24 protein-coding genes, 1 tRNA gene and 1 pseudogene are annotated in these 22674 nt (G+C 57.3%); 17 read left to right on the top strand and 9 right to left on the bottom strand.

Translation table 11 applies throughout. The features are described from left to right. Positions 1 to 79 precede the first annotated feature (79 nt). The 4 genes from AUC60_RS08300 to pilG form a co-directional block, all read right to left on the bottom strand. Entirely contained in the window at positions 80 to 2122 is a 2043-nt protein-coding gene (locus AUC60_RS08300) for a methyl-accepting chemotaxis protein (RefSeq protein WP_087265673.1), read from the bottom strand. A 73-nt stretch (positions 2123 to 2195) separates the two neighbouring features. Further along, on the bottom strand, positions 2196 to 2735 hold the full coding sequence (locus tag AUC60_RS08295; RefSeq protein ID WP_087265671.1) for a chemotaxis protein CheW: 540 nt from the start codon (positions 2733 to 2735) through the stop codon (positions 2196 to 2198). Between the two features lie 13 nt (positions 2736 to 2748). Continuing rightward, positions 2749 to 3114, bottom strand: coding sequence for a twitching motility response regulator PilH (gene pilH / locus AUC60_RS08290; RefSeq protein WP_003316741.1), 366 nt, complete (start codon positions 3112 to 3114; stop codon positions 2749 to 2751). Between the two features lie 49 nt (positions 3115 to 3163). Next, the gene (gene pilG / locus AUC60_RS08285) at positions 3164 to 3574 is read right to left on the bottom strand and encodes a twitching motility response regulator PilG (protein ID WP_027898388.1); all 411 of its coding nucleotides are present in this window, start codon (positions 3572 to 3574) and stop codon (positions 3164 to 3166) included. Between the two features lie 259 nt (positions 3575 to 3833). Between pilG and gshB the strand changes: the two genes are divergently transcribed. The 7 genes from gshB to AUC60_RS08250 all read left to right on the top strand — a co-directional run bounded on the left by gshB (position 3834) and on the right by AUC60_RS08250 (position 9824). Continuing rightward, positions 3834 to 4787 carry a glutathione synthase gene (gshB, locus tag AUC60_RS08280; RefSeq protein ID WP_087265670.1) on the top strand — a complete coding sequence of 318 codons (954 nt, stop codon included), beginning with the start codon at positions 3834 to 3836 and terminating at the stop codon, positions 4785 to 4787. A gap of 139 nt (positions 4788 to 4926) precedes the next feature. Then, positions 4927 to 5820: an energy transducer TonB gene (locus tag AUC60_RS08275; protein WP_087265668.1), complete on the top strand. Its 894-nt coding sequence runs from the start codon at positions 4927 to 4929 to the stop codon at positions 5818 to 5820. Between the two features lie 76 nt (positions 5821 to 5896). After that, positions 5897 to 6466, top strand: a complete 570-nt coding sequence (locus tag AUC60_RS08270; RefSeq protein ID WP_087265666.1) for a YqgE/AlgH family protein — start codon at positions 5897 to 5899, stop codon at positions 6464 to 6466. Next, a complete protein-coding gene (gene ruvX / locus AUC60_RS08265) occupies positions 6466 to 6909 on the top strand; it encodes a Holliday junction resolvase RuvX (protein WP_087265665.1) in 444 nt (147 codons plus the stop codon). The genes AUC60_RS08270 and ruvX overlap by 1 nt, the downstream gene beginning before the upstream one ends. 99 nt (positions 6910 to 7008) lie before the next feature. Continuing rightward, entirely contained in the window at positions 7009 to 7527 is a 519-nt protein-coding gene (gene pyrR, locus AUC60_RS08260; protein ID WP_087265663.1) for a bifunctional pyr operon transcriptional regulator/uracil phosphoribosyltransferase PyrR, read from the top strand. 24 nt (positions 7528 to 7551) lie between these two features. Next, positions 7552 to 8556, top strand: coding sequence for an aspartate carbamoyltransferase catalytic subunit (locus tag AUC60_RS08255; RefSeq protein WP_027898382.1), 1005 nt, complete (start codon positions 7552 to 7554; stop codon positions 8554 to 8556). Then, positions 8553 to 9824 (top strand): dihydroorotase, encoded by a 1272-nt coding sequence (locus AUC60_RS08250; protein ID WP_087265661.1) that lies wholly within the window; start codon positions 8553 to 8555, stop codon positions 9822 to 9824. Before AUC60_RS08255 ends, AUC60_RS08250 begins: the two co-directional genes overlap by 4 nt. Before the next feature lie 423 nt (positions 9825 to 10247). Here AUC60_RS08250 and AUC60_RS08245 read toward each other — a convergent pair whose 3' ends face one another. Beyond that, positions 10248 to 10667, bottom strand: coding sequence for an NINE protein (locus tag AUC60_RS08245; RefSeq protein WP_087265660.1), 420 nt, complete (start codon positions 10665 to 10667; stop codon positions 10248 to 10250). Between the two features lie 249 nt (positions 10668 to 10916). Between AUC60_RS08245 and AUC60_RS08240 the strand changes: the two genes are divergently transcribed. Then, entirely contained in the window at positions 10917 to 11609 is a 693-nt protein-coding gene (locus AUC60_RS08240) for a C40 family peptidase (protein ID WP_087265657.1), read from the top strand. Positions 11610 to 11663: 54 nt separating this feature from the next. Here AUC60_RS08240 and AUC60_RS08235 read toward each other — a convergent pair whose 3' ends face one another. Then, positions 11664 to 12698 (bottom strand): type IV pilus twitching motility protein PilT, encoded by a 1035-nt coding sequence (locus tag AUC60_RS08235; RefSeq protein ID WP_087265655.1) that lies wholly within the window; start codon positions 12696 to 12698, stop codon positions 11664 to 11666. Positions 12699 to 12753: 55 nt separating this feature from the next. Between AUC60_RS08235 and AUC60_RS08230 the strand changes: the two genes are divergently transcribed. The 3 genes from AUC60_RS08230 to AUC60_RS08220 are packed head-to-tail and all read left to right on the top strand — an operon-like array spanning position 12754 to position 14900. After that, a complete protein-coding gene (locus AUC60_RS08230) occupies positions 12754 to 13440 on the top strand; it encodes a YggS family pyridoxal phosphate-dependent enzyme (protein ID WP_087265654.1) in 687 nt (228 codons plus the stop codon). Positions 13441 to 13462: 22 nt separating this feature from the next. Continuing rightward, the gene (gene proC, locus AUC60_RS08225; RefSeq protein WP_087265652.1) at positions 13463 to 14281 is read left to right on the top strand and encodes a pyrroline-5-carboxylate reductase; all 819 of its coding nucleotides are present in this window, start codon (positions 13463 to 13465) and stop codon (positions 14279 to 14281) included. Positions 14282 to 14309: 28 nt separating this feature from the next. After that, positions 14310 to 14900 (top strand): YggT family protein, encoded by a 591-nt coding sequence (locus tag AUC60_RS08220; protein ID WP_087265651.1) that lies wholly within the window; start codon positions 14310 to 14312, stop codon positions 14898 to 14900. A 267-nt stretch (positions 14901 to 15167) separates the two neighbouring features. Here AUC60_RS08220 and AUC60_RS08215 read toward each other — a convergent pair whose 3' ends face one another. After that, complete coding sequence (locus tag AUC60_RS08215) at positions 15168 to 16160, bottom strand: J domain-containing protein (protein WP_087265649.1); 993 nt, start codon at positions 16158 to 16160, stop codon at positions 15168 to 15170. A gap of 279 nt (positions 16161 to 16439) precedes the next feature. Here AUC60_RS08215 and AUC60_RS08210 point away from each other — a divergent pair. From AUC60_RS08210 to AUC60_RS28105, 6 genes and pseudogenes are all read left to right on the top strand, one after another. Further along, positions 16440 to 16515 (top strand) — tRNA-Thr (locus AUC60_RS08210). 173 nt (positions 16516 to 16688) lie between these two features. Then, a complete protein-coding gene (locus tag AUC60_RS08205) occupies positions 16689 to 16922 on the top strand; it encodes a colicin E3/pyocin S6 family cytotoxin (protein ID WP_338014024.1) in 234 nt (77 codons plus the stop codon). Positions 16923 to 16969: 47 nt separating this feature from the next. Then, positions 16970 to 17281: a hypothetical protein gene (locus AUC60_RS08200; RefSeq protein ID WP_018606359.1), complete on the top strand. Its 312-nt coding sequence runs from the start codon at positions 16970 to 16972 to the stop codon at positions 17279 to 17281. Between the two features lie 17 nt (positions 17282 to 17298). Beyond that, positions 17299 to 18207 (top strand): ImmA/IrrE family metallo-endopeptidase, encoded by a 909-nt coding sequence (locus tag AUC60_RS08195; RefSeq protein ID WP_087265647.1) that lies wholly within the window; start codon positions 17299 to 17301, stop codon positions 18205 to 18207. A 672-nt stretch (positions 18208 to 18879) separates the two neighbouring features. Continuing rightward, positions 18880 to 19824 (top strand): annotated as a pseudogene (locus tag AUC60_RS08185) (integrase domain-containing protein). Continuing rightward, positions 19821 to 20096 (top strand): hypothetical protein, encoded by a 276-nt coding sequence (locus AUC60_RS28105; RefSeq protein WP_087265645.1) that lies wholly within the window; start codon positions 19821 to 19823, stop codon positions 20094 to 20096. The pseudogene AUC60_RS08185 and the gene AUC60_RS28105 overlap by 4 nt, the downstream one beginning before the upstream one ends. A gap of 304 nt (positions 20097 to 20400) precedes the next feature. On the opposite strand, the gene AUC60_RS08175 is transcribed toward AUC60_RS28105, so the two are convergent. Next, positions 20401 to 21246 carry a tetratricopeptide repeat protein gene (locus tag AUC60_RS08175; protein WP_087265643.1) on the bottom strand — a complete coding sequence of 282 codons (846 nt, stop codon included), beginning with the start codon at positions 21244 to 21246 and terminating at the stop codon, positions 20401 to 20403. Positions 21247 to 21793: 547 nt separating this feature from the next. Beyond that, positions 21794 to 22674: AAA family ATPase (locus tag AUC60_RS08170; protein ID WP_158099104.1), on the bottom strand; the 881-nt coding region annotated here is incomplete at its 5' end.

The raw sequence follows: 22674 nt of genomic DNA, 5'->3' as shown, positions 1-22674 counted from the left end.
CCTCGTAACCTCGGTGAGCTCCTACAGGTCATGTATTTCAAGGCTCCATGAGCGTGCGGAGCTATACATTTCGTGCTCATCACCCGCGATCCTTCGACGACGGCAAGGTGAAGCCTGAGACCGAGCGGCGCATCGCGCTGGCCATCTTCGCCAGGTTGCCCATGCTGCGCGCCGTGGCTGCGGTGCCCGAGGTGGTCTGCGAGGTGGTTTGCTGAATAACGGTCATGGTCTGGGAAATCTGCAGCCCCAGTTCGGATTGCTGCTGAGCCGCATTGGTGATGCTCTGGATCAGTGCCGCGAGGACTTTCGACACGCCTTCGATCTCTTCCAGCGCCACCCCGGCATCCTGCGCCAGCCGCGCACCGCGCACCACTTCAGTGGTGGTCTGCTCCATGGAGATCACCGCTTCGTTGGTGTCGTTCTGAATCGCTCGCACCAGGGTTTCGATTTGCTTGGTTGCGGAGGAAGAACGCTCGGCCAGACGCTGCACTTCGTCGGCCACCACTGCAAAGCCGCGTCCGGCGTCACCGGCCATCGATGCCTGAATCGCAGCGTTCAACGCGAGGATGTTGGTCTGATCGGCGATGTCGTCAATCAGGCTGACGATATCGCCAATCTCTTGAGACGACTCGCCAAGACGCTTGATCCGTTTGGACGTGTCCTGGATCTGCTCGCGAATGTTGTCCATGCCATTGATGGTGTTGTGCACAACCTCGTTACCTTTGTTGGCAATGGCGACTGAACGCTCGGCCACCGACCAGGACTCATGGGCGTTAGCCGACACAAGGTCAATGGACCCCGTCATGCGGTTGATCGCGTTGGAAGCGGCAGCAATCTGCAACGCCTGATGCTCCGACGCCGCAGCCAGTTGCGTGGCAGTGCCCTGAGTGTCCTTGACCGCGCCGAACACTTGCTCGGCGGTGAGGTTGATGGTCGCCACCAACTCGCGCAGCTGGTCGATGGAATAGTTGATGGAGTCAGCGATTGCGCCAGTGAAGTCTTCGGTCACCGACGCGGCCACGGTCAAATCGCCGTCCGCCAGGTTTTCGATTTCGTCGAGCAGACGCATGATCGCGTTCTGGTTGCGTTCACTTTTCTCGGCGGTCTCGCGAAGCTGGCGGTTGGTTTCGCGCACCATGACCAGGCCAATCAGGATGATCGACATCAAGGCCAGCAAGCCCAGCACATATCCACCGATGGTGTTCGACGAGCGCGCATTGGCCAGATGCTCAAGCCGGTTGGCGAGCACCGAGGTTTCGTCGAGCAGGGTTTGCGACGTGTTGAAAATGTTGCCTGCGGACTCGCGCACCTCAAACAGCTCAGGCGAAGTCTCGAGAATCTCATCTACAGAGCCGGACACGAACTGGAACAACTCGGCGATCTCTGCCAAACGCGCCCGGGCGTCCGGGTCATCAACCTGAGCGACGCGCATGTTCACGTTGCCGTCGAGCATGCCACTGAGCACCCGGCCGAACTGGCTGGCGTCGCGACCGAAGGCGTCGGCAGCCTGAACAGCGGTGTCATCACCCGCCAGCACTTTGTTGACCGAACCGAGAATCCGTTCAGCCAGCAGCGACTGCCGCTGGGCGACCGCCACCTGACTGGCAGGCGCGCGGTTTTGCAGCAGGATATCGACGACTTTTTCGTACTCGACCTGTAATTGCGGAATGGTTTCGGCCAGGGTCGCGGCCACTTGATGCAACGACAGGACGGTCTGCTCGTTGGCCAGAATCACGTCCGTACTTCTACGCAGGGCTTCCCAGTCGGTCTGTACCGTCTGCAACTCGTCGCGCACGCCTTGAGGCGCTGGCGGCAAGCCCGTGGCTTTATCGCCCTTGCGCAAGTAACCCCAGCGCATGTCGAAATCGTTGCGGGCATCGGCGAGCAATTTGAAGGCTTGCGGCTTACCCGCAGCGGCCTCGGTGGCGTTCTTGGCAATGCGCTGGGACAACACGCGCAGCTCGCCGGCGTGACCGATGTATTGCTTGTCGTAAGTCGATTGCGTGTTGAGGTAAGCAAAATTGACGAACAGCAATATGATGAAAATGATCAGCGCGACGAACAGCACGACGATTTGCGAGCGGCTGCGTAGGCCTTCCAAGGATCTGCCTGTCTTACTCATGTCCCACCTGGACCGAATGCGATGTTTATCGCGCAAGCAAAAAAGGCCAGCGCCGCTGGCCTGCCCAATACGTTTACAGCGCTACGTCCATGAAGCCCGGCGACTGCGCCAGCGCCCACGGGCTGAACACCAGCCAGGCCTGATCACGCAGAAACTGACCGCGAATGAACGGTGTGATGTCGTCATCCATGTCAGCCACTTCCCGGGGCATCAGGCTGACCTGACTGAAATGCTGCAGGCCGAGAACTTCATCAACCAGCAAACCGGCGAATACATCATGGTGCTCAACGACCAGCACCCGCCGCTCTTTACGCAGGGGCGACAGGTCATGACCGAAAAAGCTGCACAGATCCATGATGGGCAACAGCTTGCCACGCAGATTGGCCACGCCCCGGACCCAAGGCTTTACGCCGGGCAGCGCTGCATAGCGTGGCTCGTGAAGGATTTCGCTGACTTCGCCCATGGGCGCCACGTAGCAACGCTCGCCCATGCGAAAGCCGATACCGCTCCAGTCCTGCTGACGGGTTTCCTGAAACGGCAGGCCCGCCGCCAGTGCTCGACAGCGTTGGTCGATGTCGAACAGCAGCTGGAAAGCGGTTTGAGACTCAGCCATGACGAACCGGCGGTCAGCCGGCGAGTACCGCGTTCAGGGTTTTCATCAGGGTTTCTTCGTCCACCGGCTTGGTCAGGTAATCACGCGCACCTTGGCGCTTGCCCCAGACCTTGTCGGTTTCCTGATCCTTGGTGGTGATCATGATCACCGGGATCATGCTGGTGTCCGCATCCTTGGTCAGCTGGCGGGTGGCCTGAAAACCGTTGAGGCCTGGCATGACGATGTCCATCAACACAGCATCGGGCTTTTCCTGGCGTGCCAGGGCAACGCCGTCGGCACCGTTTTCGGCCTTGAGGACTTCATGACCGTGCTTTTCCAGCATGCCGGTCAATTTGTACATTTCAGTCGGCGAGTCATCGACGATCAGAATTCGAGCCATGGTGTTCCCCATAAGGATGAATGCCCGCAGCCCTTGTGGGCAGCAGGCGTCACGAAACTTGTTGTTCTACCGCAACGAACCCCGGCACGTGGGCCTTGATCGCGCTGAGCAGTTCTTCCTTGCTAAACGGTTTGGTCAAAAACTGATCGGAGCCGACAATTCGTCCCTTGGCCTTGTCGAACAGGCCATCCTTGGACGAGAGCATGATCACCGGCGTCGATTTGAACGCCCGGTTGTTCTTGATCAGCGCGCAGGTCTGATAGCCATCCAGACGCGGCATCATGATGTCGACAAAGATGATCCGCGGATGATTATCGGCGATCTTGGCCAGCGCATCGAACCCGTCGATTGCCGTGATGACCTCACACCCTACGTTCCTCAGCAGCGTTTCGGCTGTGCGACGAATCGTCTTTGAATCATCGATGACCATGACTTTCAGTGCTGATGAATGCTGTTCCATATCTGCTCTTCCATCGCCGTGGCGTGATTATGCGTGTTCAGCCCGGCACGGGAGCCTGATCGTACTGCCAGCTCCTGATTTACAGGGGCTGAAGGCCAAATGCCAAATTCAGGCGCCGAGCCTTTTTAGCACACTCTCCAGACTCAATCCATAAAGGCGGCCGCCACGTGCTTGCCTCTTGACCCGGAGCAAGCGGAGCGCCACCCTGACGCCTATTTCAAGGCCGACGCGGCCGTTATCGATCAGAGGAAATTTGCCCATGAGCGTTCGCCTAGGGATTGTCATGGACCCGATTGAGCGCATCTCCTATAAAAAGGACAGCTCACTGGCCATGCTGCTTGCCGCTCAAGAACGCGGCTGGTCGCTGTTCTACATGGAGCAGCAGGACCTGTATCAGAACGCTGGCCAGGCCCGCGCTCGCATGAAACCGCTGAAAGTTTTCGCCGACCCGGCCAAGTGGTTCGAATTCGGTACCGAAGTGGACAGCGGCCTGGACGATCTGGACGTGATCCTGATGCGCAAGGACCCGCCGTTCGACATGGAATTCGTCTACGCCACTTACTTGCTGGAACAAGCCGAGCGCGCTGGCGTATTGATCGTCAACAAGCCGCAGAGCCTGCGCGACTGCAACGAGAAGCTGTTTGCCACCCAGTTCCCACACCTGACGCCGCCGACGCTGGTCAGCCGTCGTGCCGACATCCTGCGTGAGTTCGCTGCCGAGCACGGCGATGTAATCCTCAAGCCGCTGGACGGAATGGGCGGCGCGTCGATCTTCCGCCATCGCGTAGGCGATCCGAACCTGTCGGTGATTCTCGAAACCCTGACCGCACACGGCACCCAGCAAATCATGGCGCAAGGTTATCTGCCTGCCATCAAGGACGGCGACAAACGCATCCTGATGGTCGACGGCGAACCGGTCCCGTATTGCCTGGCGCGCATTCCGGCAGCTGGCGAAACGCGTGGCAACCTGGCAGCAGGCGGTCGTGGCGAAGCGCGTCCGCTGACCGAAAAAGATCGCTACATCGCTGAGCAGATCGGCCCAACCTTGCGTGAAAAAGGCCTGATCTTCGTCGGTCTGGATGTAATCGGTGAGCATCTGACCGAAATCAACGTCACCAGCCCGACCTGCATCCGCGAAATCGACAATGCATTCGGCACTAACATTGGCGGGATGCTGATGGATGTGATCGAGAAGAAACTGCAGGCCCGGTAACTCAGGCCACGATCCCTTGTGGGAGCTGGGCTTGCCCAGCTCCTACAGGGGTTATGTGTTCCCACAGAAGTCCGCATTTCAATCTGGGCTATCATGCGCAGCTGATGATTTTGAAATACCAAGAGACGCTAAACCGCTGATGACTGCTGTCGATCTCCCATACGAACTTACCCAATCAGGCGTGCGCCCGGCGGATCGTCTGGGCTTTACCCTGTTGATTGCGGCGTTGATTCACGTGGCGATCATCCTTGGTGTGGGCTTCACCTACGTCAAACCTGAACAGATCAGCCAGACGCTGGAAATCACCCTAGCCACCTTCAAAAGCGAAACCAAGCCCAAACAGGCTGACTTTCTGGCTCAAGACAATCAGGAAGGCAGCGGCACCCTGGACAAGGCGGAAATCCCCAAGACCACTGAGCTTGCGCCGTTTCAGGACACCAAAATCAACAAAGTGACCCCGCCTCCGGCCGCCAAGCCTGTGCAAAAGCAGGAATCGTCGAAAACCGTGGTCGCCACCAAGGCCAAGACCCCGGAAAAGACTGTTGCCAAACGTGAAGAGGTCAAACCTGATCCAACGCCCAAGGCCGCGCCAGAATTCGACAGCTCGCAACTGAGCAGCGAAATCGCCAGCCTCGAAGCCGAGCTTTCCAACGAGCAACAGCTGTACGCCAAACGGCCGAAGATTCATCGCCTCAATGCCGCGTCGACCATGCGCGACAAAGGCGCCTGGTACAAAGATGACTGGCGCAAGAAAGTCGAGCGTGTCGGCAACCTGAATTACCCGGAAGAAGCCCGCCGCCAACAGATTTACGGCAATTTACGCCTGATGGTCTCGATCAATCGCGACGGCTCGCTGTATGAAGTGCTGGTGCTGGAGTCCTCCGGGCAACCGTTGCTGGATCAGGCTGCGCAGCGAATCGTGCGATTGGCGGCTCCATTTGCACCGTTCACCGGCGATCTGGCTGACATTGACCGGCTCGAAATCATCCGGACCTGGAAATTCGCCCGGGGCGACAAGCTTTCCAGTAACTGACGGCTCCTTCACAAACCTGCAGGCCTGTCAGAACTGCCAGTTGTCAGGCCCGCCGCGCAGCGCCACACTAGGGCTCATGAAAAACGTATCTGTGAGTTATCTCAAGCATCAATTCCTGATCGCCATGCCGCACATGGTGGACCCGAACTTTGCGCAGACGCTGACTTATATCGTCGAGCACAACGCCAATGGAGCCATGGGGCTGGTCATCAACCGACCGCAAAGCCTGACGCTGGCGGATGTCCTTGAGCAATTGCGCCCCGAGCTCCCCGCTCCGGTGCGCTGCCAGGACATACAGATTCACACCGGCGGCCCGGTTCAAACCGATCGCGGTTTCGTCCTGCACCCCAGAGGGCAGATCTTTCAGGCGACTGTCGAACTCGGCGACCTGGCGCTCTCTACCTCGCAGGACGTGTTGTTCTCCATCGCAGACGGCTACGGGCCTGATCAAAATGTGATCACCCTCGGTTACGCCGGATGGGATGCGGGCCAACTGGAAGCTGAAATGGCCGCGAACGCCTGGCTGACCTGCCCGTTCGATCCAGCCATCCTCTTTGAAGTGGACAGTGACCAGCGCCTGAACGCTGCTGCTGCGCGCCTTGGCGTTAATCTGAGCTTGCTCACTAGTCAGGCAGGCCACGCCTGATGGCCGCACTGCGTTTACTGCTGGGTTTCGATTACGGCACCAAACAGATCGGCGTTGCGGTGGGCCAGGTGATTACCGGCCAGGCGCGCGATCTCTGCACCCTGAAAGCCCAGCAAGGCGTTCCGGACTGGAGCCAGATCGAAGCGCTGATTCGCGAATGGAAACCCGACGCCATTATCGTCGGCCTGCCGCTAAACATGGACGGCACGCCCAGCGACATGAGCGTGAAGGCTGAAAAGTTTTCCCGGCGGATAAACGGTCGTTTCAACATCCCGGTTTATACCCATGACGAACGCCTGACGACTTTCGAAGCCAAGGGCGAGCGCATGAGCCGCGGCGGTCAGCGCGGCAGCAGCTACAAAGACAACCCGGTCGATGCCATCGCCGCCATGCTCTTGTTGCAGGGCTGGATGGATGCAAACGCCGAGCTGTTCAGTGCCTGACACATTTAGCCTGTACAAGGCTTGGCGTTAACAATCTGAATTTTCGTTTCCGCCTGAGCCAGGCCTTGCCCCGGCTCGGGTACTTTCAGGAGCAACTTCATGAACCTGCCGAACCCCGCCGAACTGATTCGTCAGATGGCCACTGACCTGAACGCGCACCTCAACAAGCGCGGCGTCAGCGAACCTCGTTTCATCGGCATTCGCACTGGCGGCGTGTGGGTCGCGCAGGAACTGCTCAAAACCCTGGGGCGCGATGAACCGCTGGGCACGCTGGACGTTTCGTTCTACCGGGACGATTTCAGCCAGAACGGCCTGCACCCACAAGTGCGCCCGTCTGAGCTGCCATTCGAAATCGAAGGTCAGCACCTGGTGTTGATCGATGACGTCCTGATGAGTGGACGTACGATTCGCGCCGCCCTCAACGAGCTGTTCGACTACGGCCGCCCGGCCAGCGTGACGCTGGTGTGCCTGCTGGACCTGGACGCTGGCGAACTGCCGATCAGCCCTGATGTGGTTGGCGCGACGTTGACGCTGGCTGCCAACGAGCGGGTCAAGCTGAGCGGCCCTGCCCCGCTGGCCCTCGACATTCAAGACCTGTCCACCGCCTCCGCCCTTTAACCGCCCTTGAAAGAGTCCTTTGCGATGACGCCCCTCGACGCCAAGCGCCCGCTGCAGCTCAACCATCAAGGTCAGCTGCGCCATTTCCTGTCCCTCGACGGCTTGCCTCGCGAGCTGCTCACCGAAATTCTCGACACCGCCGACTCCTTTCTGGAAGTCGGTGCCCGGGCGGTGAAAAAAGTCCCGCTGCTGCGCGGCAAGACCGTGTGCAACGTGTTCTTCGAGAACTCCACGCGCACCCGCACCACTTTTGAACTGGCGGCGCAGCGACTGTCGGCGGACGTGATCACCCTCAACGTGTCCACGTCCTCGACCAGCAAGGGCGAGACGCTGTTCGACACCCTGCGCAATCTGGAAGCCATGGCCGCCGACATGTTCGTCGTGCGCCACGGTGACTCGGGCGCGGCGCACTTCATTGCCGAGCATGTGTGCCCGGAAGTGGCGATCATCAATGGCGGCGACGGCCGTCACGCGCACCCGACCCAAGGCATGCTCGACATGCTGACGATTCGTCGGCACAAAGGCGGTTTCGAAAACCTGTCCGTGGCCATCGTCGGCGACATCCTGCACTCGCGGGTGGCACGCTCGAACATGATCGCCCTCAAAGCGCTGGGCTGCCCGGACATCCGCGTGATCGGGCCGAAAACCTTGCTGCCAGTCGGCGTCGAGCAATACGGCGTGAAGGTCTATACCGACCTCAACGAAGGCCTCAAAGACGTCGACGTCGTGATCATGCTGCGCCTGCAACGCGAACGCATGCAGGGCGGCCTGTTACCGAGCGAGGGCGAGTTCTATCGCCTGTTCGGCCTGACCACCGCACGTTTGGCGGGCGCCAAGCCAGACTGCATCGTCATGCACCCCGGCCCGATCAACCGCGGCGTTGAAATCGAATCGGCAGTGGCCGACGGCGCGCATTCGGTAATCCTCAATCAAGTGACCTACGGCATCGCCGTGCGCATGGCTGTGCTGTCCATGGCCATGAGCGGCCAGACCGCGCAACGACAATTCGAACAGGAGAACGCCCAGTGAAGCTCAGCATCCTCGGCGCTCGCGTCATCGACCCCAAAAGTGGTCTGGACCAAATTACTGACTTGCACCTGGAAGCCTGCAAGGTGCTCGCGATCGGCGAAGCTCCAGCGGGTTTCGAGCCGGTACAAACCATCGACGCCACCGGCCTGATCGCCGCGCCCGGCTTGGTCGACCTCAACGTTGCGCTGCGTGAACCGGGTTACAGCCGCAAAGGCACGATCGCCAGCGAAACCCGCGCCGCCGCAGCCGGTGGCGTGACCAGCCTGTGCTGCCCCCCGCGCACCAAACCGATTCTGGACACCTCGGCCGTTGCTGAACTGATCCTGGACCGCGCCCGCGAAGCCGGGCACAGCAAGGTGTTCCCGATTGGCGCCCTCAGCAAAGGCCTGGAAGGCGAGCAACTGGCCGAACTGGTTGCGTTGCGCGACGTGGGCTGCGTGGCCTTCGGCAACGGTCTGGAGAGCTTTCGCAACACTCGCACCCTGTGCCGCGCGCTGGAATACGCTGCAACGTTCGACCTGACGGTGATTTTCAATTCTCAGGACCGTGATCTGGCTGAAGGAGGCCTGGCTCACGAAGGCCCGACCGCCAGCTTCCTTGGCCTGGCAGGCATTCCTGAAACTGCTGAAACCGTGGCATTGGCCCGCGACCTGTTGCTGGTTGAGCAAAGCGGTGTACGCGCACACTTCAGCCAACTGACCAGTGCTCGCGGCGCGGCACTGATCGCGCAGGCACAGGCCCGCGGCTTGAAGGTCACGGCTGACGTGGCGCTGTATCAATTGATCCTGACGGACGAGGCGCTGATCGACTTCTCCAGCCTGTATCACGTGCAACCGCCGCTTCGCACACGCGCGGACCGTGACGGCCTGCGTGAAGCGGTCAAAACCGGCGTGATCAGCGCGATCTCCAGCCATCATCAGCCGCACGAGCGCGACGCCAAGCTGGCACCGTTCGGCGCGACCGAACCGGGCATCAGCAGCGTTGAATTGCTGCTGCCACTGGCGATGACACTGGTTGAAGATGGTCTTCTGGATCTGCCAACCCTGCTCGCCCGCCTGAGCAGCGGCCCGGCAGCAGCATTGCGCCTGCCTGCTGGACAACTGAGCGCAGGCTCACCCGCCGACATCGTACTGTTTGACCCTGCCGCCTCAACGGTTGCCGGTGAGAAGTGGCTGTCCAAAGGCGAAAACTGCCCGTTCCTCGGTCATTGCTTGCCGGGTGCCGTGCGTTACACGCTCGTGGATGGGCGGATTACCCATACCGGATAAAAGAAGGTACCCCCTTTGGGAGATTCTATGCTTGTCCGCAAGCTGATTGACGACGTGGGACCGGCTTTAGCCGGGAAGGCGGTGTTTCTACTGATGAAAACTCAGCGTCTGTACCGGCCTCTTCCCAGCTAAAGCCGGTCCCACGTCATCAGTGATTCCTGTGCGAATTCATTCGCGAATACGGTTGTACAAACGACGAGTCTCTATCGGATGTACCGACCCTTTCACGAATGAATTCTCTCCCACGGGGATCAGCGCCGCAGGCAGACACAGGATCTCCCACAGGCCCAACATTATCCCGTGGGACCGGCTTTAGCCGGGAAGAGGCCTGCACATTCAAAGCATCTGCATCGTCAGGAATGCCGCCTTCCCGGCTAAAGCCGGTCCCACGTCGACAACTGCCCCCCCCCAAATCAGGTCGCGTTAACCGCGCTGGGCATTCTTGATCGAGATCTGATCGTTCAACGTCCACAGGTCATACAGCACGCCCACCAGAAACAGCCCGCCCGTGAACAGGTAAATGATCCCGGTGATCCATTTGCCTTGATACATGCGATGCACGCCGAACACACCGAGAAACGCCAGCAGCAGCCAGGCCACGTTGTAGTCGGTTGGGCCTGCCGTGAAACGCAGGTCGGCTTCGCGATCCATACCTGGAATCAGGAACAAATCGATCAGCCAACCAATGCCCAGCAGGCCCAGCGTGAAGAACCAGATCGTGCCCGTGACCGGCTTGCCGTAATAGAAGCGATGAGCGCCGGTGAAGCCGACAATCCACAGCAGGTAACCGAGCAATTTGCTGTGGGTGTCCTGACGCTGTGAATCATGTTGATAGGTGTTCATTTGGACCTCTTTTGCGCTGATAGAAAAAAATATCCGTAAAGCGTGTGACTTTTTTACAGTTGTCCGACGTATGGCAGGAACCTCTGACGCTTATAACAAACCCTTGTAACACAAGGGATTCACCCGTGTTTTGAGAGAGTTTGTCGCAGAATCTGAAACGATCGTGCCGTAATCGTTCTGTCATGAGGGGTCAGAAAGCCGCAAAAAGCTGTTATAAAGTTGCGCGCTAACCCACAAGAGCCCTGCCGAATGCGTCCTTTTTTCAAGTCATGGCTAACCATCTGCCTACTTATGCCACTGGCCGCCCACGCCACCAATCGTGAGCAACAACTACCCGCGAGCTTCACCGGCTACACCGCGAAAACTCATTCTTCGCCAGCCATCGCGACCACTCAAACCACCGAGCCTGCGTCTGTCATCTCTCCACGTGGCCACAGCTCCCGGACCGTTATTTACCGCGCTCCGGCAAAGAATTCCAAAGCCGTCGCCAACGTGAAAACGCTGCCGACGCCAAGCGGGCCAAACATCAAGCAGAGCAACTCGGTCGTCAGCCGTGCTCTGCAAGCAGTCGGTACTCCTTATCGTTGGGGCGGCAACACCCCAGGTAAAGGGCTGGACTGCAGCGGTTTGGTGAAATATGCGTTCAACGACGTGGCTGAAGTCGATTTGCCGCGCACTTCCAATGCAATGGCTGAAGGCCACGGCGTGAAGGTTGATCGCAAGGATTTGAAGCCCGGCGACCTGCTGTTCTTCAACATCAAAAGCCGCAAGGTCAACCATGTTGCGATTTACCTGGGCAACGATCGCTTCGTCCACGCCCCGCGTCGTGGCAAGAAAGTCAGTGTCGATACCCTGAAGAAGCCGTACTGGAACAGCCATTACATGGTTGCCAAGCGCGTATTGCCGAAGCAGAGCGCGCCGTTGCGGGTTGTTCAGCGTTAATACGCAAATCCGTGTAGGCGCTGCCGGAGGCTGCGCCTACAGGGATTCGCACTTTTAGAAATTATCCGGCACCTTGGCCTTTTCCTTCGCGGCGTCGCGGGTGATGAGGCCTTTGGCGAGCAAGTCTTTTAGACACATGTCCAGTGTCTGCATCCCCAGCGATCCACCCGTCTGAATCGCCGAATACATCTGCGCGACTTTGTCTTCGCGGATCAGGTTACGAATCGCCGGGGTGCCCATCATGATTTCGTGAGCGGCAACCCGACCGCCACCGACCTTCTTCAACAGCGCCTGAGACACGACCGCGTGCAGTGACTCCGACAGCATCGAGCGGATCATGGATTTCTCCTGAGCCGGGAAGACATCAACGATCCGGTCAATGGTTTTCGCCGCCGACGTGGTGTGCAGCGTGCCGAACACCAAGTGCCCGGTTTCCGCTGCTGTCAGCGCCAGACGAATGGTCTCCAAATCACGCATTTCCCCGACCAGAATCACATCCGGGTCTTCACGCAATGCCGACCGCAGCGCTTCGGAGAAGCCCAGTGTGTCGCGGTGCACTTCACGCTGGTTGACCAGACACTTCTTGGACTCGTGAACGAATTCAATCGGGTCTTCAATGGTCAGGATATGGTGATGACGATTGACGTTCAGGTAATCGATCATCGCCGCCAGCGTCGTCGACTTGCCCGAACCGGTCGGCCCGGTGATCAGCACCAGACCGCGAGGCACGTCGGTAATCTTGCGAAACACTTCTCCCATGCCCAGCTCCTCAAGGGTGAGGATCTTCGCTGGAATGGTCCGGAACACCGCGCCTGAGCCACGATTGTGGTTAAACACGTTGACCCGAAAACGCGCCACGCCCGGTACTTCGAAAGAAAAATCCGTCTCCAGATACTCTTCAAAATCCTGACGCTGCTTGTCGTTCATGATGTCGTAAATCAGCGCCTGCACGTCCTTGGCATTCAATGCGGGCAGGTTGATCCGGCGCACATCACCGTCCACACGAATCATCGGCGGCAGGCCAGCCGAGAGGTGCAAGTCCGATGCGCCTTGCTTGGCACTGAAAGCCAGCAGCTCGGTAATATCCATACAGCTCCTCAATCACATAGAATGCCGCAGACTTTAGCCCTGCTGGCGCAAATCAATGTCCATGATAGCAGCGAACATTTCAACGCTCCGCGAGCGAATTAGCGCCGCCGCTCAAGCCGCGCAGCGTGACACGGCGTCCATCGGCCTACTCGCCGTGAGTAAAACCAAACCGGCCGAAGCCCTGCGCGAGGCGTATGCGGCAGGTTTGCGGGACTTTGGCGAAAACTATTTGCAGGAAGCGTTGGGCAAACAGCTCGAATTGGCCGACCTGCCCTTGTGCTGGCACTTCATTGGCCCCATTCAGTCGAACAAGACTCGCGCAATCGCCGAGAACTTCGCCTGGGTACATTCAGTGGATCGCCTGAAAATCGCGCAACGCCTGTCCGAGCAACGTCCGGCTGAACTGCCACCGCTGAACATCTGCATTCAGGTCAACGTCAGTGGTGAAGCCAGCAAGTCCGGCTGCACACCCGCCGACCTGCCCGCCCTGGCTGAAGCGATCAGCGCCTTGCCTCGCTTGAAGCTGCGTGGCTTGATGGCCATCCCTGAGCCCACCGACGACCTTGCTGAACAGAACGCTGCATTCGCGGCTGTCAGCACGTTGCAGGCGCAACTGAACCTGCCGCTGGACACACTTTCCATGGGCATGAGCCACGACCTGGAGGCCGCCATCGCACAAGGCGCCACCTGGGTGCGGATTGGCACTGCCCTTTTTGGCGCCCGTGATTACGGCCAGCCATGACCTCTGACGCAAGGAACCCGACATGAGCAAGACCCGCATCGCCTTTATCGGCGCCGGCAACATGGCCGCCAGCCTGATCGGAGGGCTGCGCGCCCAGGGCGTCGAAGCCGACTCGATCCGCGCCAGCGATCCCGGTGCTGAAACACGCGGCAAGATCGCCGCCGAACACGGCATCACAGTTTTCGCTGATAACGCCGAAGCTGCAGAAGGTGCCGACGTGGTGCTGATCGCGGTCAAACCGCAAGCCATGAAAGCCGTTTGCGAAGCCCTGCGCCCGAGCCTCAAGCCAAACCAGTTGATCGTATCCATCGCGGCCGGTATCACCTGCGCCAGCATGAAAAACTGGCTGGGCGAGCAACCTATCGTGCGTTGCATGCCCAACACCCCGGCGCTGCTGCGTCAGGGTGTCAGCGGCCTGTACGCCACCGAGCAAGTCAACGACGCGCAACGCGCCCAGGCCGAGCAATTGCTGTCGGCTGTCGGCATCGCGCTGTGGCTGGAAGAAGAGCAGCAACTGGACGCCGTCACGGCCGTTTCCGGTAGCGGCCCGGCGTACTTCTTCCTGTTGATCGAAGCCATGACCGCAGCAGGCGTGAAACTCGGCCTGCCACAGGACGTGGCCGCACAACTGACGATGCAAACTGCACTGGGCGCTGCGCTGATGGCCACCGGTAGCGACGTGGATGCTGCCGAGCTGCGCCGCCGCGTGACCTCGCCAGCGGGTACCACGGAAGCCGCAATCAAGTCATTCCAGGCCGGAGGCTTCGAAGCGTTGGTAGACACCGCGCTGACAGCCGCCGCACATCGTTCGGCAGAAATGGCCGAGCAACTGGGCAAGTAATCTTTTTAGGCCATTGAGGAGCAGACCGATGATCGGACTGAACACCGCTGCAATCTACGTGCTGCAAACCATCGGCAGTATGTACCTGCTGATCATCCTGTTGCGCTTTGTGCTGCAACTGGTGCGTGCGGACTTCTACAACCCGCTGAGCCAATTCGCAGTCAAAGCCACCCAGCCACTGCTCAAGCCGCTGCGCCGGATTATTCCGAGCCTGTTCGGTCTGGACATGTCCTCGCTGATCCTGGCGATCATCGTGCAAATGATCCTGATGGCACTGACCCTGCTGCTGGCTTACGGCATCACCGGCGACCCGCTGCACTTGCTGCTCTGGGCAATCATCGGCGTGACCGGGTTGTTCCTGAACATCTTTTTCTACGCCCTGATCATCAGCGTGATCCTGTCGTGGGTCGCCCCTGCCAGCCACAACCCAGGCGCGCAACTGGTCAACCAGATCACCGAGCCGCTGCTGGCCCCGCTGCGCCGGATCCTGCCAAACCTTGGCGGTCTGGACATCTCGCCGATTCTGGCCTTCATGATCCTCAAGCTGCTCGACATGCTGGTCATCAACAACCTCGCCGCCATGACCAAAATGCCGGAAGTACTGCGCTTGCTGATGTAATCGCCTGAGTGTGGGGCCACATCCTGGCCCCACATCATCGGAATATCCTCTGAACTGCACCCGTAGGACCGGCTTCAGCCGGGAGAGCAATATGTATGGCGAAGGAGATTTTGGCGAATGTCCCGACGTCCTCCCAACATCTTTCATCGCGAGCAAGCTCGGCACCTACAGGGGAGCACATTCTTGTGGGAGCGAGGCTTGCCCGCGATAGGGTCAACCAGATATCAACCACTGAGCTGATCCTGGAACCAGCGCGGTATTGATCCCTTAAAACTCCTCACTCCTGACATTCGAAAACTGCGAATTCCGATTCTGCAGCTTACGCAGCGTCAGCTTGTAAACACTCGACTTGATCCGGTCCCCCACCAGCGTCTCCTCAAGCCGAATCCGGCTCGACGCATAGGCGCAGCCGGTATCAAGCATCTTGTACTTGAGCTGGTAATAACCCACATCCATGCGCCCAAACGTAAAACGGCTGCGCGCCGGAATGTAGGCATGCCGGAAATCCCTCTTGCCCGTCGTATCCGTAATCTTCGCGTACACCGCCTGCTCGCCCGCGGTGTTATCCACAGTGATCTCCGACCAGCCACCGTCACGCATCAACGGCATGCCCGCGATATAACCTGCCGCAGACGGCCAAGGCGCTCCCAAAGGATCAACCGGCGGCGGCACACACTCCGGCTGCCCCGGCTCGACGATCTTCACGGGCGTATTAACCGGCACCGCAGCAGCAACCCTGGCCGCTTCAGCAACGGCCTCCGCCTTGGCCTGCGCCTCAGCCAAAATCGCCATATCGTCCACCACAGCGGGTGGCGGCGGAATAGACGCCTTGCCCGCGTCGCGGTCGTAACCCATCCAGGCCCCCGCGCCACAGGCAACCACAAACACCGCTACCCAACGCAAACGACTGCCGCGCCTTGCTGGCTTTGCTGATTTGGCTGATTTATTTGTGGGTTTTGCGGAAGGGCGAGCCTGCGGCCTGGCGGCGGATTGCGGCGCTGTCTGACGACGCTGAGTAGCCGCCTGACGCGCCGACTGCGCTTGCGCAATCAAACTGGCGTCATACGCAGCACGCTTCTCGGGATTGGCCAACACATCATGAGCAGCATTGACCACCGCCATCTGATCAGACGCGTTGGCCGAGTGATTGCGGTCAGGATGCAGCTGCTGCGCCAGCTTGCGGAAGGCGTGCTTGATATCCTCTGGCGAGGCATCCCGAGCAACATTGAGCTCGTCGTAATACGTACGTGTTCTGGGCATTGAGCTTGCTATCCATTGCGACGCGACATATTAGCAAGCTTTCCTACACCGCAAACGCCCCACACGCCAAGCTGAAGCCCAGCGCACAAACCCCAAAAAAACCCCACCCCGACTGACGAACCGCCCTCCAGCTATGCCGCACAACGCCGATAAAGGCTCACTCCCTCAACGCTTGCGCACCGCCGCAGCGTGGAGCGAACCGCTCAGGAAATTTTTAAGCGAAATCAGTGGGCTAAGGTTTACAGGCAAAAAAAACTCTATATACTCAGCGCCCATCACGCCGGTATAGCTCAGTTGGTAGAGCAACTGACTTGTAATCAGTAGGTCCCGGGTTCGACTCCTGGTGCCGGCACCATACGCTACATCGAAAGAGGCTCACCGAAAGGTGGGCCTTTTTCGTATGTGTTTTTGCGTTTTAGATGTCTACCCTTTCACATGGCGCTTGCGATTTTTTGAAACGAATCCGCGCTCCAGCCTGCCGCCCACGCCAATCCAGCTGAGGTATAGTCCCGCCCCTCCTTGGCGGCGATGCCAAGACCAGTTTCGGGATTAAGGGAACGTTGGATGGGCGGCAAACCAAGGCCTGATCCTTCTATTGTCAGCGGTTTCAGAGTCGCGTATGTAGAGGGTGGTCGTAAGTACTACTTTGATGCCGTAGAGCAACGATACTACTCATGGGATTCGCTTCACGGCGAGTTTGAAGTCTTCGACCGACGTGGCTTTCACTTGGGTTCGTCTGCCCTGAAACCGGGCTGGCCTTGAAACCCGCCGTCCGCGGACGAAGGATCAAACCGAACTGAGAGGTTCATATGAATTTTGTAGAGCTTTGCCTCAAAGGCGATGTGCTGGAAGAAGAGATAGACCGTTTCGTCGAGGACTGGCACGAAGGCCGTCAAGGTGCCGATATGCAGTTGCATGAATATCTGGGCATGAAGTGGGAAGAGTACCAGCTGTGGTCGACAACCCCTTCTGTCTTGCCGTTCGTATTAACTGCCCACAAGTACGGCACCTCTCTCAAGGACCAACTCGATCAAGACAAATTTGCGATTGCTGCCCGAGCACGATCGGTTGCTGAAGCAACCAAAGTCGAGGCATGGCTACGCAGCGTGGGCAAGATCTAGTGACCCCAGAAGAAAAAATGGCCAGTCGCGTTCTGGCCATCCGCAAACTGCAACCGCCTTACGATCTAGAACAGCTAGCCTCCGCCTATGGGGAGGTTGAATACCTTGAATTACCGTTCAGCGTAGACGGCATCACCATTGGTATCGGCGCCGCCGCCAAGCCTCGCATCCTCATCAACTCAAGCGCTCCCGCTACCCGTCGAAAATTCACGCTAGCCCATGAGATTGGGCATGTCGTGATCCCATGGCATACAGGAACAATCGTCTCCCACCTGGAAAACAGGGAAGTTGACGCCGCTTACAGCCAAATGGAAACCGAAGCCAATCGATTCGCCGCAGAGCTGTTGATGCCATCTGACTGGTTGCGTGAGGCGTTCACAGCCACATCCAGTGTGGAGCACTATTTCCGCTTGGTCCTGACATTGGCGGGGACATCTAAAGAAGCAACACTCAATAAAATATTACGGCCGCTCCCTCAGCCAGTGATCTGCGTACAAGTGGACGCCGCATCCAGAGTGCTCAGCAGGCGAAAATCCCAAACGGCCCCGTATCCCCCAGAACTAAACGCTGAAGTTAGCAGCGAAACCTTCCCGACAGACTGTCGTTTCGAGAGCTTTGAAATAGACGGCCAGCTTTACATGAGCTGGACCTTCATCGGCCGAGACATACAGGAAATCGACAAAAGGCCATGGCGGGAGGTTTATACCCAAATCCTGAATGACACTGGGATGCAAGCGTACCTGCAGAACATGAACGGCATTCTTGCTGCTGCCTACGGCAAAAACAAAGCGCTCGACGAAGCGGAAATATGCGGCGCAGTCATCCGAGCGTTCGCAAAATATGAAATGTTCAATGTGGTGACCGAGCATGAGCTGTTTGAACAGTTTGTGATCAAGCGGGTAAGGGAACTGAAACAGCGGGGCTGAGTGATCAGGCAGCATTAGAAAAGATCGGGCAAAGCGCTGTCGTTGACAGCAACCCAGATAGCCCGAACCTTTGAGGCTACGCCACACCGTGTTGGTTCTCCCAAAGTGCGATTAGCGTCCGGCGGCTCGCACGGTCACAGCGATGTGATGGATGCCTACTTTTACCAGCGTACCCACTGCGGCAACTCATCCACTTTCATAACTGCCCTGCAGCAACCTATCCACTTGGCCATTCCCGGGCGCTCCTACCGCTGCTGCAGCCCAACTCGTACAAGGCTTTGCGGCACTCCCCCTCGTGACAATCGGCGTGACAAACACCGAAGTCACCAACAACAGCGATGTAGATGATGGTGCCGCAGCCCACGGAATGGACTGCACCTGACTGACAGTCAGGCATGCCCCGGTCATCGCTTCACTGCCTTCACCCGACTCAGGATCTCGCAGCATTGGTCTCGTCAGCCAGCGCAGCCTCCACCCGCCCACTTCTTCGCAAGTGTTCAGGAGGCCAGATCATGAGATGCCCAAGCTCCCGGTCGTAAAGAGCCGCCAGTCCCGCGTAAGTGGACAACCCTCACAGGTCGCAGGGGCCTTGATCCCTGATAACACTCAACATCCTTGGCGGGATGACGTGGGGATTGGCTTTAAAGGTTTGGCTTCGAGAGGAGTTTGATCATGGCACTGGTGGGCAGGCGAGATGGACGCAATTTTGGCTATGGTCGGCAGTTGAGCTATGCCGGGCCGCAAGCGGTCAAAGCACACAGTGATCGGTGGCAGGCGTTTGTGCGCTGGTGTCGGTCGGAGGATGGACCGGGGTTTAATGATGCGTGAAAAATTGATCGGCAGACCTTGCTCGATTACGCCGGGCATCTGCGTCAGCAAGTTGAACAGGGCGAGCTCGCCATCGCCACAGCGCAAAACCGGTTGTCCAGCGTGAACCGGACCCTGGCAGCGCTTCGCGGTGATAAGCATGTGAAAGTGCCGAGTCCAAGCAATGCGCTAGAGACGCAGCGCACCAGTGTTCGTTGCTCAGTGCCGCAAGGCCAAGACCGCGAACAGGTGAAACGGATCGTCGACGTGCTTTGCGAACATCAGCAGCCGCGCGCCGCAGCCATCGTGCAGTTGGCGCGAACCACCGGCATGCGCATGCGTGAGACCATTTTGGCCGACCTGCCCCGATTGCAACGTGAAGCAGAACAACTTGGCAGAATCAACATCCAGGACGGCACCAAAGGTGGCCGCTCCGGAGCTTCAGCACCTCGCTGGATTACGGTAGATGATCATATTCGTGACGCGCTGATATTTGCCGATCAGGTCTCGCCCGACGGTAGCCGCAACCTACTTGCACCGGACGAAAGCTACCTCGATTTCCAACGGAGAATCGTCCGTCCTGCACGGGACATCCTCCATCAGTACAGCCTCAAAGGTTTCCACGAGTTACGGACGGCCTATGCATGCGAACGCTATGAGCAAATCACCCATCATCCCGCCCCCATCAACGGTGGCCATTGCTATCAGCTCGACCGACGCCTAGATCAGGATGCCAGACTGCAAATCAGCTATGAGCTGGGGCACGGCCGTATCGGTGTGTTGTCGGCTTACATCGGTGGTCGAATATGAGCACGGCATTCGATATGGAGCTTTTCCTGGTGGGCGTCGTCACGGGGTCGCATACCACACGCCAGCGCCACATACGCCAAGCGAGGGCCATTCAAGTGGCGATCTCTAATCGCTGGCACCGAGATAATCCATGGACATGGCAGCGAAAGCATCTAGCCTGGTTTCTAAATCAGCACATAAACCGGCAAGCTGAATCAACACGCTATTACTATCTTCTGACTATGTATTTGCTCACTCTTCGTCTAGGAAAATCTTGGCAGTTCAAACGTTAGTCAACGATCAACAACCGAGCATTGTATGTATCCATAAACTCAGGGGTGACTTAATGGGAAGTTCAACTCGGAATAAAAAGGCGAGAGCCAGCGGCATAACAATTCTTGCAAGCTGATGCCTTTCCACGGAGCAGCCCAGCTCAAGTGGTAATGACCGTATTTGGTCAAGAATCGCCGAGCGTGCCGATCCGAATGCAAAGCAATAGGGAGTTTTAGCCAGAGAACCTGTAGGTTTCTACGGGAAACCACCGCCGCAAGCAAGGTTCGCCTCAGCGGAATTTATGCAAGCGCCTATCCAGATACCTTATTTTCTCAGAGCAAAATTACAGCGCTTCCCGAACTCCTGATCCTTGCGCGCTAGATCATACATTTCTGGGGACAAAGCTATGCTCTTATTGATGTACGATAATGCATCTTCGGTTCGCCCAAGAGAACATAGAATCTTTGTCGCGTTGAGCATAATTATTCTTTGAGCACTCGCTTCGACTGGCTTTAGGTTGATCGCAGCGCTAATGCTTTTTAGCGCTGCGTCGTTCCGATCAGTTCGCATTTCTGCGTAAGCTTTGTAGTTCCACGCCAATGGATCAGAAGTGTTAAGTAGGGTCGCCATCTCAAAATTGGTCAACGCTTGTTCGAAATTCCCGCTCTTGGCAAAGATTTTACCAGTATTAAGGTATTCACTTGAAGCGTTCAGAGGAGATGCCTTATCGGCAATGACCTCTTGGGGGGTGCTACTGACTCTAATAGCTTTAGCTTTTTCAAGAACCTCGTGAACATCAATAGCTGGCAACACAGCATTTGCCAGCGCCGCCAGCCTCTGCTCAGACTCTGGTGCAGGAGCGGTAATAAGCTCAAGATTGTTCTGTATAAACCTTGCTTTATTTGCCTCTCTATTTCGCTCAGACTCACTTTTCTTGATAAAAAGCTCTTCCTCTTTTTGCCTAAACTCAACTTTTTTGTTGTCCGCATCGAATACCATCCGATCGGACATATTACTAGAGTTTGTATAAAATGTAGCAGCTGCCAAGACGAGAACCGCGACTGGAATCGCGAGCTTAGACCACAAATCAATCCTGTAACTTTTTGCAGCAAGAGAGGCTTTTGACGCTTCTAGTTTAAACTTTCTTTGCTCAAGACTAAGCTTCTCCATCTCTATGTTCAGTTTCTGTTCATCTAGACTGATCGAAGGCCTTGGTTCTATGGGCATGTAATATTGTACTTATGATGGGCTAAGTAAGCAGATGTGCCTGGCTAAAACAGATAAAGCCGAGAGGTGCAAGAGGTGCAACTACCACCAAGGTTATTCATTACCGGCGGGGAAGGGAGCGCTGGTGTTTACACACTGTCTCCCAACGACCGAAACGGTAACGTTCGTACTGGCGAACCGGTACGACTTTGGCATGACTAGTCATGACGTTATCTCCATTTTTTCTCAGCTTGCTGCTGATAGCCTTTACACCCTATGTGTAAAGCTACGCATTCGAGTGTGGGGCAGGATGGAGAGATCCGTTGGTGGTAGCTGCGGAACAATCCTAACAGTCTAAAACACGCCTGTGAAGCTTTTTGATGGCATCGTGCCGCTAGTGCCATCAAAAGCTGGATCGCAAATGTATGGCCGCTTTGCTGGCATACTCGTCGCGCTGGTTCCGGACTGAGAATGTTCAGCGATAAGAACGAAGTGACTGAGCCTCTGAGGCTTATGCCATGTCTGCTGAATCACTCTCGTCCTCCTCCCCCATCATCATGCGATAGTGCTCGGGGTACCCAGATACCGCAAAAACCTCTTTGAATTTCTCAATGAGTTTGTTGGGCTCTAGCCCCCCGAAATCAGTGATATTGATAGAGGTGCCATGTGATTCTCGGTTGACATAACGATAGAGCGACTTGAACTCCCCACTATCATTATTCTCCAAGCCCTCTAGGGCCTTCGACAAATCATCCCTCTTATGAATGAAACCGAAATAGTGCTCCAGCACATTGCGCATCATGTTCGGCAGCACTGCCGGGCTTACCCTGCCCTCACTCGCATCCCTGATTACTTGCCAATACGTCTCGTAGTCATTTTTGATGTCGCGATGACCCAACGCTGAAATGCTGCTGAACTCGCCCTTGACGACCCGGAAGCATCGGTATTTTTTGACCACGGTTTGCCGGCCATTTCTCAAAAGCTCGTGGAAGAAAAACAAGTTATGAGTAAGCACCAGGATCTGTTTGAAATTCGCCTCCGGACGAAGCACTCGGTGGTAAATGAGCGCGGCAACCTCATAGACATAGTTATGCGAAAGGCTGGAGATTGGGTCATCAATGACCACAATGCGGTTACTCAGTACCACCGGTGAGTCTGACTCGACACTACCCAAGCATAGCTCCAGAAAGTATAGGAACGTGACTAAGGTCTTTTCACCTTCGCTCAGTGAGCGGTAGACATCATTTATTCCATCGGGCCTGACGAGTCGGTAACTGGTATGGTCTCCTGGCTCCTTCTGAATAGAGAAGCCGCTGAGGCCAATCGCTGAAAGCGAGTTATTGATATTTATGACTGACTCTTCGATATTGGTAATCTCCGACCGATGCCGTG

The sequence above is a fragment of the Pseudomonas caspiana genome (assembly GCF_002158995.1).
Classification (GTDB): Bacteria; Pseudomonadota; Gammaproteobacteria; order Pseudomonadales; family Pseudomonadaceae; genus Aquipseudomonas; species Aquipseudomonas caspiana.
Note: the sequence above shows the minus strand (reverse complement) of the source record. Positions and strands in the feature narration are given on the sequence as shown.